General features: G+C 74.4%; 10 protein-coding genes and 1 pseudogene. 7 read left to right on the forward strand and 4 right to left on the reverse strand.

The window, feature by feature from the left end; translation table 11 throughout:
• Nucleotides 1–50: 50 nt before the first annotated feature.
• The gene (locus tag OG767_RS13460; protein WP_405093695.1) at nt 51–1,340 is read left to right on the forward strand and encodes an ABC transporter substrate-binding protein; all 1,290 of its coding nucleotides are present in this window, start codon (nt 51–53) and stop codon (nt 1,338–1,340) included.
• Between the two features lie 117 nt (nt 1,341–1,457).
• On the opposite strand, the pseudogene OG767_RS13465 reads toward OG767_RS13460, so the two are convergent.
• Nucleotides 1,458–1,977, reverse strand: a pseudogene (locus OG767_RS13465) (acetyl-CoA C-acyltransferase); the annotation flags it as partial.
• 301 nt (nt 1,978–2,278) lie between these two features.
• Here OG767_RS13465 and OG767_RS13470 point away from each other — a divergent pair.
• Nucleotides 2,279–2,887 carry a TetR/AcrR family transcriptional regulator gene (locus tag OG767_RS13470; protein ID WP_405093696.1) on the forward strand — a complete coding sequence of 203 codons (609 nt, stop codon included), beginning with the start codon at nt 2,279–2,281 and terminating at the stop codon, nt 2,885–2,887.
• A gap of 48 nt (nt 2,888–2,935) precedes the next feature.
• A complete protein-coding gene (locus tag OG767_RS13475) occupies nt 2,936–5,683 on the forward strand; it encodes a LuxR C-terminal-related transcriptional regulator (protein WP_405093697.1) in 2,748 nt (915 codons plus the stop codon).
• Between the two features lie 27 nt (nt 5,684–5,710).
• Here the strand turns inward: OG767_RS13475 and OG767_RS13480 are convergent, their stop codons facing one another.
• The 3 genes from OG767_RS13480 to OG767_RS13490 are packed head-to-tail and all read right to left on the reverse strand — an operon-like array spanning nt 5,711 to nt 8,910.
• Complete coding sequence (locus OG767_RS13480; RefSeq protein ID WP_405093698.1) at nt 5,711–6,784, reverse strand: alcohol dehydrogenase catalytic domain-containing protein; 1,074 nt, start codon at nt 6,782–6,784, stop codon at nt 5,711–5,713.
• Nucleotides 6,781–8,199 (reverse strand): aldehyde dehydrogenase family protein, encoded by a 1,419-nt coding sequence (locus OG767_RS13485; RefSeq protein WP_405093699.1) that lies wholly within the window; start codon nt 8,197–8,199, stop codon nt 6,781–6,783. Before OG767_RS13485 ends, OG767_RS13480 begins: the two co-directional genes overlap by 4 nt.
• A gap of 45 nt (nt 8,200–8,244) precedes the next feature.
• Nucleotides 8,245–8,910 (reverse strand): TetR/AcrR family transcriptional regulator, encoded by a 666-nt coding sequence (locus tag OG767_RS13490; protein ID WP_405093700.1) that lies wholly within the window; start codon nt 8,908–8,910, stop codon nt 8,245–8,247.
• Nucleotides 8,911–9,001: 91 nt separating this feature from the next.
• On the opposite strand from OG767_RS13490, the gene OG767_RS13495 reads away from it, so the two are divergent.
• From OG767_RS13495 to OG767_RS13510, 4 genes are read left to right on the forward strand one after another with little or no spacing between them, the layout of a single operon-like run.
• Nucleotides 9,002–10,150, forward strand: coding sequence for an acyl-CoA dehydrogenase family protein (locus OG767_RS13495; RefSeq protein WP_405093701.1), 1,149 nt, complete (start codon nt 9,002–9,004; stop codon nt 10,148–10,150).
• A 15-nt stretch (nt 10,151–10,165) separates the two neighbouring features.
• Nucleotides 10,166–10,924 carry an SDR family NAD(P)-dependent oxidoreductase gene (locus tag OG767_RS13500; RefSeq protein WP_405093702.1) on the forward strand — a complete coding sequence of 253 codons (759 nt, stop codon included), beginning with the start codon at nt 10,166–10,168 and terminating at the stop codon, nt 10,922–10,924.
• A gap of 32 nt (nt 10,925–10,956) precedes the next feature.
• Complete coding sequence (locus tag OG767_RS13505) at nt 10,957–12,129, forward strand: acyl-CoA dehydrogenase family protein (protein ID WP_405093703.1); 1,173 nt, start codon at nt 10,957–10,959, stop codon at nt 12,127–12,129.
• The gene (locus OG767_RS13510; protein ID WP_405093704.1) at nt 12,126–12,590 is read left to right on the forward strand and encodes a MaoC family dehydratase; all 465 of its coding nucleotides are present in this window, start codon (nt 12,126–12,128) and stop codon (nt 12,588–12,590) included. Before OG767_RS13505 ends, OG767_RS13510 begins: the two co-directional genes overlap by 4 nt.
• Nucleotides 12,591–12,755: the final 165 nt, after the last annotated feature.

The following is a 12,755-nucleotide window of genomic DNA, read 5'->3' on the forward strand; positions in this document are numbered from 1 at the left end:
CCCACCACCCGATTCAGGAGAACCGGACCGAAGAAAGGTCGGTGTTCCACATGCACCCTACGACACGACGTGGTCTCGCGGTCGTCAGCACCATCGCCCTGCTCGTCGCCGCCGCGGGTTGCGGTGGCGACGAGGGCCCGGGCGGCGCCGGGCGCGGGACGGTGCCCGGCGTCACCGACACCGAGATCGTGGTCGGCACCCACATGCCGCTGACCGGGCCGGCCTCGGCCGGTTACTCGAAGATCGCCCCGGCCACCAAGGCGTACTTCGACTACGTCAACGCCAACGGCGGGGTGCACGGCCGGAAGATCACCTACAAGGTCATGGACGACGGCTACAACCCGGCGAACACCCAGCAGGTGGTCCGCCAACTGGTGTTGCAGGACAAGGTCTTCGCCGTGCTCAACGGGCTCGGCACGCCGACCCACACCGGCGTGCTCGACTTTCTCAAGAGCAACCGCGTCCCGGACCTCTTCATCGCCTCCGGCAGCCGCAGCTGGGACCAGCCGGACAAGTATCCGGGCTCGTTCGGCTTCAACCCCGACTACACCGTGGAGGGCAAGATCCTGGCCAACCACGTGAAGACCGCGCTGCCCGGCCAGAAGGTCTGCTTCCTCGGCCAGGACGACGACTTCGGCCGGGACAGCCTGGCCGGGGTGGAACAGGTGCTCGGCGCGGGCGCGGTGGCGGTCAAGCAGACGTACGTCACCAGCAACACGAACGTGGCGCCGCAGATCGGCGCGTTCAAGGCCGCCAACTGTCAGGTGGTCGTCCTGGCCACCGTGCCCGGCTTCACCGCGCTGTCGATCGGCACCGCCGCCCGGCTCGGGTTCAAGCCGCAGTGGCTGGTCTCCAACGTGGGCGCCGACCACCCCACGCTGGCCAAACAGCTCGGCGCGGCGGCCGGCCTGCTGGAGGGCATGGTCGGCGCCAACTACCTGCCGATGCAGAACGACGCGGCCAACCCGTGGATCCAGCTCTTCACCAAGGTGAACAAGGAGCACAACGGGGACGCGCCGTTCGACGGCAACACCGTCTACGGGATGGCGGTCGGCTACCTCTTCGTGCAGGCGCTCCAGGCCGCTGGTCAGGACCTCACCCGGGAGTCCCTGCTCAAGGCGGTCGCCAAGGGCGGCTTCCAGGGCCCCGGGCTCGCGCCGCTGCGCTACTCCGACAGCGACCACTCCGGCTATGGCGGGGAGCGGCTGACCCGGGTCGGCGGGGGCGTGCAGGCCTACTTCGGGCCGACGTACGAGACGGACGAGCACGACGGGCCGGTGCGTGAGTACACCGCCCAGCCGGTGACCCCGCCGGCCAACGGGATCCCGACCGCGTCCTGAGCCACCGCGCCGGGCGGGCGGGGTCACCCACGACCCGTCCGCCCGGCACCGTAGCCGCGCCGGCCGGGCGGGCGGGCCGGTCAGCTCAGCCGCTCGACGATCGTCGCCATGCCCTGGCATGGCGACGTAGACGTCCGGCGGCTGGTCGTCGTCGCGGGGGTCGTGCCAGCGGGGCGCCCCACCGGCGGCCCGGTCGGCGGTCCGGGTCACCGCGTCGGCGAACCGCGGGTTGGCGCTGCCCGGGTGCCCGTCGCTGCGGCCCCGGTCGTACCGGGAGACGCACTCCATCCCGGCGGAGACGAAGGCGTGGCCCTCGCCGGCCCGGATGGCGTGCAGCGCCATCCGGGTGGTCTGCAGAGACGACGAGCAGTACCGGTTCACGGTGGTGCCGGGCAGGTGGTCCAGTCCGAGCAGGACCGCCACCACCCGGGCGAGGTTGTGGCCCTGCTCGCCGGCGGGCTGGGCCGCAGCCGAGCATCAGGTCGTCGAGTTCCCGGGGGTCGAGCTGCGGCACCTGGTCGAGGGCGGCCCGGACGATGGTGGCGGCCAGGTCGCCCGGGCGCAGATCGCGCAGGAAACCCTTGTTGGCGCGACCGATCGGGGATCGGGCGGCGGCGACGATGACGGCTTCCGGCATGACGGTGTCCTCTCCGGAGTGCACATTATATTTGCATCGACGGTGCGGTTATGGCCGAGACCGTGTCAACAAATGTGAGATGTGGGGCGGGATCCGTCGTTGACGTTCACCGAAGGGCCTCATACTGTTTGCATCGTGAATGCAGATTTCCGCGCGCTGTGCCTGGTCGACGGCCCGGACGAGGTGCACCGGCAGTCGCTGGCCCGTCGCGAGCTGCGCCGACACCGCTCCGACGCGCCGACGGCGCACGTCTAGACTCGGCGGGCAGTGAGGCGTGACACCGTCGAGGAGGGCAGCGCGGATGGGTGGGGTGCAGGCGCCCGGCCGGGTGGACGGGCGGACGGCCCGGGCCGCGCGGACCCGGGCGGCGATCGTCGAGGCCCACCTCGCGCTCATCTCCGAGGGGGACCTGCGGCCGACCGGCGAGCGCATCGCGGAGCGGGCCGGCATCTCGCTGCGTACGCTCTGGACGAACTTCAAGGACATGGAGACGCTCTTCGAGGCCAGCGGGGCGGAGGTGCTCCGCCAGCAGGACGCCGCGTACCGGCCGATCTCGCCGACGCTGGCGTTGGCCAAGCGGGTCGACGCGTACTGCCGGCAGCGGGCGCGGCTGCTGCAGCTCATCGCGCCCTCCGCGCGGGCGGCGCAGATGCGGGAGCCGGTCTCCGACCAGCTGCACCGCAATCGGCTGGTGCACATCTCGCGGGTCCGCGAGGAGGTCGAGCAGCTCTTCGCGGCCGAGCTGGCAGAGGCCGGGTCCGGTCGGGAGCAGGTGCTGCACGCGGTGGTCGCGGCGAGCATGTGGCCGGCCTGGTCGATGCTGCGCGACGGGTTGGGGCTGGGCGTGGACCAGGCGCGGGCGGTGATGGCCCGGACGGTGGGCGCTCTGCTGGCCGGCGCTCCCCGCTGACCGGTCCGAACTCTTTCCATCCGGTTTCCGATAGGTGACACTCGATGCATGGTTGCTGCATCGTCAGTGCAAATAACTGGGCTGCCGGGTCGGGACACCGAGTGCGTGGCCGTCCAGCGGCTGGTCGACGGCCTGCCGGACGCCGGGGGAGCGCTGCTGGTGTGGGGCGAACCGGGCGCTGGCCGCAGCGTCCTCGTCGGCTACGCCCACCGGTACGCCACCCGCTGTCACCGGCTGGCCGGCGCTGGCCTGGCGGACGAGGCCGCGCTGTCGTACGCGGGCCTGCAACGCCTGCTCGACCCGCTGCTCGACCGGGCCGACGCCCTGCCCGAGCCGCAGCGCGGGGTGCTGCGGCGGACGCTGGCCGGCGCGGGCTGCCCGGCCGACCACCGGCTCGCCCTGTCGATGGCCGTGCTGGGACTGCTCGCCGCCGCCGCCCGGGAGCGCTCGCTGCTCTGCACGGTCGACGACGTCGATCGCGGCGACCCGCCGACCGCGGAGGTGCTCGGCTTCGTGGCCCGCCGGCTGCGTCACCTGCCGGTTGCCATGCTGCTCACCGCCGGCACCGACGCGGTCGCCGCCGGCGTGCCCCGGCACCGGCTGCGACCCCTCGACGACCGGGCCGGCGCCGCGCTGCTCACCGACCGGCTGCCCGGGCTGGCCCCCCGGGTGGCCCGGGAACTGACCGCGGTCGCCGGCGGCAACCCGCAGGCCCTGGCCGACCTCGCCGAGGTGCTCACCCCGGGCCAGTGCCGCGGTGAGGAGCCGCTGCCCGACGGGCCGCCCCTCGACGGCGCGCTGGGTCGCGGGTACCGGGGCCGGCTGGCCGGGCTGCCCGCCGACACCCGGCGCATGCTGCTGCTCGCCGCGCTCGACTCCGACGGCGATCCGGCCACCCTGGGCCGGGCCGCCCGCGCCGACGGCACGTCGATCGAGGCGCTCGCCCCGGCCGAGGCAGCCGGGCTGGTCCGGGTCGGCCCGGAGCGGGTGGCCCTGGCGCAACCGCTGGCCCGGGCCGTCGTCGCGGCGGACGCGACGCTGGCCGAGCGGCGCGCCGCCCACCTGCTGCTCGCCGGCGTGCTCGACAGCCCCGGACAGCACCTGCGCCGGACGCTGCACCGCGCCGCCGCGGCGGAGGGCCCGGACCCGGTGCTGGCGGCGGAACTGGAGGCCGTGGCCGGTGGGGCCGGCGGGGACGACGGGGTGGCCGCCCTGCACCGGGCCGCCGAACTCAGCGGCGAGCCGCGGCAGGCCAGCGCCCGGCTGGTCGCCGCCGCCGGTCGCGCCTGGGCGGCGGGGCAGCCGCGGCGTGCCGGGCGGCTGCTCGCCGAGGCCGCCGCGGCCGGACCGGTCGACCCTGTCGCGGCCGGCCGGGCCGAGCTGCTCCGCGGCGAGCTGGAACTGCGCTGCGGCTCGCCGTCGAGGGCCTCGACCACCCTGCTCGCCGCCGCCCGGGCGGTGTCCGGGGTCGACCGCATCGCCGCCCTCGGCGCGCTTGTCCGGGCCGGTGAGGCGGCCTGCCACACCGGCGACCAGTTCCGCTACGCCGAGGTGGCGCGCCGAGTGGCGGTCCTGCGCCGGGCCGAGGACCCGCCCGACGCGGAGTTGCTGACCGCGCTGGCCGCCGGGGTGGCGGCGACGCTGCGCGGTGACCACGAGCGGGGCGGCCCGGCCCTGCGCCGGGCGGTCGTGCTCGGCAACCGGCTGACCGGGCCGGCGCTCACCCCCGCCGCGCTGACCGGCGCGGCGGTCGCGGGCCTGCTGGTCGCGGTCGACAGCGTCGCCCACCGGCTCGCCGAGCGGGCCGTCGAGCTGGCGGGTGCCCGCGGCGAGGTGTCCGCGCTGCCCCGGGCGCTGGAGCTGCGCGCGATCGCGGAGTACTGGCTGGGCCGGCACGAGGCGGCGGCGGACACCTCCCGGGAGGGGTTGCGGGTCGCCCGGGACACCGGCCAGGTCAACTCCGCCGGGGTGCACCTGGGCATGCTGGCGGTGCTGGCGGCGGTACGGGCCGACCGGGAAACCAGCCTGTGCCGGATCCGCGAGATCGGCGAGGCGCCCGCCCCGCACAGCCGCCCGCGCGCGCTCGCCCAGTGGGCGCTCGCGGTGCTCGACCTGGTCAACGGGCGGCACGAGGCGGCCGCCGCCCGACTGGCCGCGCTGGCCCGCCCCGGCACCGGCCGAGGGCAGGTGCTGATCCAGGTGATGGCCACCCCGTACCTGGTCGAGGCCGCCGCCGGCGCGGGCCGGCGACCGGCCGCCACCGCCGCGCTCGCCGTCTTCGACCAGTGGGCCAGCAGCACCGCCAGCCCGTCCCGGCGGGCGCTCTCCGCGCGCTGCCGCGCGCTGCTGGCCGCGCGCGGCAGCGCCGACGCCGAACGCGGCTTCCGCACCGCGCTGCGGCTGCACCCGGCGGATACGGGGGCGTTCGAACGGGCCCGCACCGAGCTGCTCCTCGGCCGGGAACTGCGCCGCAGCCGCCGCCCCCGGGACGCCCGGGAGCACCTGCACGCCGCCCGGGAAACCTTCGGCCTGCTCGGGCTGACCGTCTGGGCCGAGCAGGCCACCACCGAGCTGCGGGCGGCCGGCGAGTCGGTCGGCACACCGGAGCTGCCGGCCGCCCGGCTGCTCACCGGGCAGCAGCTACGGATCGCGCAGCTGGTCGCCGAGGGAGCCACCAACCGCGAGATCGCCACCCGGATGTTCCTCTCCACCCGGACCGTCGACCACCACCTGCGCAACATCTTCCACCGGCTCGGCATCCGATCCCGCACCGAGCTCGCCCGCGCGCTGCACTGAACCCGGCGCGGCGGCGGGCGGCGACGGTCAGGGCAGCACGACGGTACGGGCGCCCTCGCCGCGGGCCATCCGGTCGAACGCCGCCGCGGCGCCGTCCAGGCCGGTCCGGTCGGTGATCAGGGCGGCCGGGTCCAGGGTGCCGTCGAGCACGGCGCGGGCCAGTTCGGGCACGTCGCGGTCCGGGTCGGACGAGCCGTACACCGAGGAACGCAGTGTCCGCCCGGAGTGGAAGATGTCCAGCGCGCTCAGGCTGACCACGTCGTCCCGCGCGCCCATCCCCACGACGGTGACCTGGCCGCCGCGCCGGGCGGCCCGCCAGGCGGCGCGGATGGTCACGCCGCGGCCGACGCACTCCAGGGCGTGGTCGACGCCACGCCCGTGGGTGCGCTCCCGGATCGCCCGGCTCAGCGCGTCGTCGGCGACGAGGAAGTCGGTGGCCCCGGCGGCGGCGGCCAGTTCGGCCTTGGCGGGCGACACGTCGACGGCGAGGACCGGGTCGGCGCCGGCGGCCCGGGCGGCGGAGACCACCGACAGGCCCACCCCGCCGAGACCGATCACCGCCACCGACTCGCCGGGTGCCACCCGGGCGGTCCGGCGTACCGCGCCGACCCCGGTGAGCACGGCGCAGCCCAGCAGGGCCGCGGTGGCGAACGGTAGCTGCGCCGGAACGTCGATCACCGCCTCCTGCGGCACCACCACCTCCTCGGCCAGCGCGCCGAGGCCGAGGGCGACGTGCAGCGGCGCACCGGTCGAGGTCCGGCCCCGGGCGGTCGCGGGGGAGCCCGTCCGCTCGCAGAACCACGGCTCGCCGTGACCGCAGTACCAGCACCTCCGGCAGGGCGGTGCCCAGTTCAGCACCACGTGCGCGCCGGGCCGGACCCGGTCGACGCCGGGGCCGACCTCGACCACCTCGCCCGCCGCCTCGTGCCCGAGCACCAGCGGGTACGGCGGCGCGACCGTGCCGTTGACCATGGACAGGTCCGAGTGGCAGACCCCGGCGGCCCGTACCCGCACCCGTACCTCGCCCGGCCCGGGTGCCGGCAGCTCCACCTCCTCCACCGTCAGCGGCTGGTCCACGCCTCGGGCGAGCAGCGCCCTCACCGCTGGATCGCCTTGGTCTGGAGGAACTCGTCGAGCCCGTAGCGACCCAGTTCCCGGCCGAGGCCGGACTGCTTGTAGCCGCCGAACGGGGCGAGCGGGTTGAACGGCGCGCCGTTGATGTCGACGGCTCCGGTGCGGATCCGCCGGGCGACCCGCACCGCCCGCTCCTCGTCGGCGGACCAGACGGCGCCGGCCAGACCGTACCGGGAGTTGTTGGCGACGGCCACCGCCGCCTCCTCGTCGTCGACCGGGATGACGGCGAGCACCGGTCCGAAGACCTCCTCCTGGGCCAGCGCGCTGCCCGGTTCGACGTCGGCGAGCACGGTCGGGGCGACGAACCAGCCCCGCTCGGGCAGCACCGCGTCCGGGCCGCCGGCGATCAGCCGGCCGCCGTCGGTGAGCGCCCGGGTCACGTGGCCGGTCACCCGGTCCCGCTGGACCGCGGAGACCAGCGGGCCGAGCCGGGTGTCCGGCGCGAACGGGTCGCCGGTCCGGTAGCCGTCGGCGGCCTTGGCGACCAGGTTCAACGCCTCGTCGTAGCGGTCCCGGTGCACCAGCATCCGGGTCCAGGCGGTGCAGGTCTGGCCGGAGTTGAGGAAGGCGTTGCCCACGCCGACCTTCACCGCGGTGGCCAGGTCGGCGTCGTCGAGGATCACGTTGGCGGACTTGCCGCCGAGCTCCAGCGCCACCCGGGCGATCCGGTCGGCGGCCAGGTGCGAGATCCGCCGGCCGGTGGCGGTCGAGCCGGTGAAGGAGACCATGTCGACGTCCGGGTGGGCGGCGATGGCCTCGCCCACCTCGACGCCGGTGCCGGGCACCAGGTTGACCACCCCCGGCGGGAAGCCGGCCTCGTGGATCGCGTCGAAGAGCAGGTACGCGGTCAGCGGGGTCAGCTCGCTGGGCTTGAGCACCACCGTGCACCCGGCGGCCAGCGCGGGCGCCACCTTCGCCATCACCTGGTGCAGCGGGTAGTTCCACGGGGTGATCGCCCCGACCACGCCGACCGGTTCGCGGACCACGAGCGAGTTGCCGACGGTCTCCTCGGCGGGCGGCCGGGCGGCCAGGTCGACGTAGCTGCGCAGTACGGTCAGCGGCAGGCCGACCTGTACCCGGGTGGCGACCCTGAGTGGGGTGCCCAGCTCCAGCGCGACCGTCTCGGCGGCGATCGCGGCCCGGCTGGCCAGCGCCGCGTGCAGGCGGTCCAGGACGGCGGACCGCTGCGCCGGGGTGGTGGCGGCCCAGCCGGGGAAGGCGGCCCGGGCGGCCGCGACGGCCCGGTCGACGTCGGCGGCCGTGCCGGCCGGTACCCGAGCCAGGAGCTCCTCGGTCGCCGGGTTGTGCACCGGGATGGTGTGCCCGGAGGAGGGGGCGACCCAGGCTCCGTCGAGATAGATGTCGGTTCGTGCGAGATCCATCGCGCCCCTCACCGTGGTCAAAAACTAGCGCTGCAAGTTTTGACTCTAGCGCTCCGGGTCGGCCGGTGGGAGGGGTGGTAACGGCCCGATGTGCTCCTGGTAGGTGCGGGAGAGCCCGTGGATGAGCGCGTCGAGGCCGAGCGCGAAGGCGCCCTCGTCCACCTGCTGCTGATGCTCGGCGAGCCGGTGGGCCTGGGTCAGGTGCGGGTACTGCTCGGCGTACACCCCGGGGTCCTCGACGAAACCGCGGGCGAACGACCCGAGCGCGGACCCGGCCACGAAGTAGCGCATCAGCGCGCCGATGTGGGTGGCGCGCGAGGGCGGCCAGCCGGCCGCGACCAGTCCGCCGTAGACGGCGTCGGCCATGGCCAGCGCCGCCGGCCGCCGCCCCGGACCGCGGGCCAGATAGGGCACGATGTTCGGGTGCGCGGCCAGCGCCGCCCGGTAGGAGTGCCCCCAGCGGCGTAGCGCCTCGCGCCAGTCGATCTTCCCGAAGAAGGAGACGTCGACCTGCGCGGTGACGCTGTCGGCCACCGCGTCGAGGATCTCGTCCTTGGTGGCGAAGTGGTTGTACAGCGAGGGCCCGCGCACCCCGAGGTCGGCCGCGAGCCGGCGGGTGGAGAACCCCTCCAGGCCGTCCGCGTCGATCAGCGCCGCGGCGGCCTCGACGATCCGCTGCCGGCTGAGCAGCGCCTGCCTCGGCCGGGGCATCCGTGCCTCCCTCGTTCGCTCGTGGGTTCGCCGCAACTCTGCCACAACGGGGTCTGGACGGAATTAAACTTGCAGCGCTAGTTTATGCCTCATGGACCTTCAGCTCTCCCCGGAGCAGACGGCCGTCCGGCGACTGGCCGCCGAGTTCGTCGACCGGGAGGTGGCCCCGTACGCGGCGGCCTGGGACCGGCGCGAGTCGGTCGACCCGGAGATCGTGGGAAAGCTCGGCCGGCTGGGCTTCCTCGGGCTGACCATTCCCGAGGAGAACGGCGGGTCCGGCGGCGACCACCTCTCCTACTGCCTGGTGCTGGAGGAGCTCGGCCGGGGCGACTCCGCCGTCCGGGGCATCGTCTCGGTGTCGCTCGGGCTGGTCGCCAAGGCCATCGCCGCGCACGGATCCGCCGCGCAGCGGGCCGAGTGGCTGCCCCGGCTCTGCGCCGGCACCGCGCTCGGCTGCTTCGCCCTGACCGAACCGGACAGCGGCTCGGACGCGGCCGCGCTGACCACCCGGGCGACCCGCGACGACGGCGACTGGCTGATCACCGGCGCGAAGACGTTCATCACCAACGGCACGTTGGCCGATGTGGTCCTGCTCTTCGCCCGCACCGGCGGGCCCGGACACCGGGGCATCACCGCGTTCCTGGTGCCCACCAACGTCGCCGGACTCACCCGGAACGAGATCCACGGCAAGCTCGGGCTGCGCGGGCAGGCAACCGGTGAGCTGCGCTTCGACGCCGTCCGGGTGCCCGACTCGGCGCGCCTCGGCCCGGCCGGCGGCGGGTTCCGGCTGGCCCTGGCCACCCTGGCCAAGGGCCGGATGTCGGTGGCCGCCGGCTGCGTCGGCATCGCCCAGGGCTGCCTCGACGCGGCGGTCGGCTACGCCGGGCAGCGCACCCAGTTCGGCAAGCAGATCGCCGGGCACCAGCTGGTGCAGCAGTTGCTCGCCGCCATCGCCGTGGACACCGCCGCCGCCCGGCTGCTGGTGTGGCGGGTGGCCGACCTCGTCGACCGGGGCGAGCCGTTCGCCACCGAGGCCTCGATGGCCAAGCTCTTCGCCAGCGAGGCCTCGGTCCGGGCGGCCAACAACGCCGTCCAGGTCTTCGGCGGGTACGGCTACATCGACGAGTACCCGGTCGGCAAGTACCTGCGCGACGCCCGGGTCGCCACCCTCTACGAGGGCACCAGCCAGATCCAGCAGCTGCTCATCGGGCGCGCGCTCACCGGCGTCAACGCCTTCTAGCACAGGGGAGAACCCGTGACCAGATTCGCCGACCGGGTGGCCGTCGTCACCGGCGCCGGGCAGGGCATCGGCGCGGCGACCGCGCACCGGCTGGCCGCCGAGGGCGCCGCCGTCGCCGTGGTCGACCTCGACGAGGAGCACAGCCGGGCGGTCGCCGACGAGATCACCGCGGCCGGCGGCCGGGCCGTCGGCATCGGCTGCGACGTGACCGACCCCGCGGCGGTCGCCGCGATGACCGACCGGGTGGTGCAGGCGTACGGCGGGCTGCACGTGCTGGTGAACAACGCCGGCATCACCCGCGACGACCTGCTGTTCAAGATGCCCCTGCCACATTGGGAGGCGGTGCTGACCACCAACCTGACCAGCATGTTCCTCTGCTGCCAGGCCGCCCAACAGCACATGGTCGCGGCCCGCTACGGCCGGATCGTCAACCTCAGCAGCCGCTCCGCCCTCGGCAACCGGGGCCAGGTCAACTATGCGGCGGCCAAGGCCGGGGTGCAGGGCCTGACGGCCACCCTCGCCATCGAGCTCGGCCCGTACAACGTCACGGTCAACGCTGTCGCCCCGGGCTACGTGGCCACCGCGATGACCGCCGCCACCGCGCAGCGGGTCGGCAGCAGCCCGGAGGAGCATCAGCGGATGGTCGCCGAGCACACCCCGCTGCGCCGGGTCGCCCAGCCGACCGAGATCGCTTCGGTGATCGCCTTCCTGTCCAGCGACGACGCGTCGTACGTCAGCGGGCAGACCCTGTACGTCAATGGCGGCGCGCGCTGAGGCGCGCCGGCGGACCAGCACCCGGAGGAAACATGGACTTCGCGCTTTCCGACACCGAGCGGGCGATCCGCGACACCGCCCGCGACTTCATCACCAGGGAGGTCATGCCGCTGGAGCAGGAACTGCTGCGGCGGGAACGGGCGCACCGGCCCGGGCTGGAGCACAGCGAGCTGCGCGAGCTCCAGCTCAAGGCGCGCAAGTTCGGGTTCTGGGGGCTGGCCACCCCGGAGGAGTACGGCGGCATGGACCTGCCGGCCGTCACCCAGTCCCTGATCTGGACCGAACTCGGCCGCTCGTTCGTGCCGTTCCGGTTCGGCGGTGAGGCCGACAACATCCTGTTCCACGCCAACGACGAGCAGAAGCGCGAGTACCTGGTCCCGACCATCGAGGGGCAGCGGCGCAGCTGCTTCGCGATCACCGAGCCCGGCGCCGGCTCCGACGCGGCCAACATCACGCTCAGCGCCCGCCGCGACGGCGACGACTGGATCCTCAACGGCGAGAAGACCTTCATCACCGGCGGTCACGATGCCGACTTCGCCATCGTGATCGCGGTGACCGACCGGGAGAAGGGCGCCCGCCACGGCGGCGCCACCGCGTTCCTGGTGGACCGGTCGATGGGCTGGCGCTCGGAGTTCATCCAGACGATGGGCGAGGGTGGCCCCGCCTCGCTGGTCTTCGACGACGTCCGGGTGCCCGGGCGCAACATCCTCGGCGAGCCCGGGCAGGGCTTCAGCCTCGGCATGGAGTGGATCGGCAAGGGCCGCTACACCATCCCGTCGCACGCCGTCGGCATCGCCGAGCGAGCGTTGTCGATGGCCATCGACTACGCCAACACCCGGGAGACCTTTGGCGCGAAGATCGGCACCAACCAGGCCATCCAGTGGATGATCGCCGACTCGGAGACCGAGCTGGAGGCGGCCCGCTGGCTCATCCTGCGCGCCGCCTGGACCGTCGACCAGGGCATGGACCCGCGGCACGCCTCCTCGATGGCGAAGCTTTACGGCGCGGGCATGGTCAATCGGGTGGTCGACCGCGTCCTGCAGATCCACGGCGGCATGGGCTACACCCGCGAGCTGCCGATCGAGCGCTGGTACCGGCAGGTCCGGCTGTACCGGATCTTCGAGGGCACCGACGAGATGCAGCGACTGATCATCTCCCGGGACCTGCTGCGCGGCTACACGAAGCTGGGAGGGCACCTGGCATGAGGGTCTTCGCCTCCATCGAGGAGTTGGCCGAGGCGACCGGCGAGACGCTGGGCCCCGGCCCCTGGTTCCGGATCGACCAGCAACGGGTCGACCGGTTCGCCGACGCCACCGACGACCGCCAGTGGATCCACATCGACCCGCGACGGGCCGCGGCCGGCCCGTTCGGCGGCACCATCGCGCACGGGTACCTCACGTTGTCCCTGCTGCCGGCGCTGGCCGGTAGCCTGTACCGGGTCGAGGGAGTGGCCATGGGGGTCAACTACGGCCTCAACCGGGTGCGCTTCCCGGCCCCGCTCCGGGTCGGCAGCGCGGTCCGCGCCACCGCGACCCTGGCCGAGGTGTCACCGGTGGACGGCGGCGTGCAGGTGGTCACCGCGGTCACCGTGGAGAGCGACGCCGGCGGCAAGCCGGTCTGCGTCGCCGAGACGGTCAGCCGCCTGGTGCGGGGCGTGGCCCGATGACCGCGCTGTCGCTGGCGGGTTCTCCTGCAGCCGTTCATGGTCGACCGGGTCGGGATTCGTGTACGAGAGCCGCGCCCTGCCGCTAACCGAGGCTCAGCGGGGCGAAGGCGGCTGCCTGTTCGCCTCGTTGATCTCGTACAGTGGCCGCCGGCTTCGGCTATCGCC

The organism is Micromonospora sp. NBC_01392 (genome assembly GCF_045040125.1).
Classification (GTDB): Bacteria; Actinomycetota; Actinomycetes; order Mycobacteriales; family Micromonosporaceae; genus Micromonospora.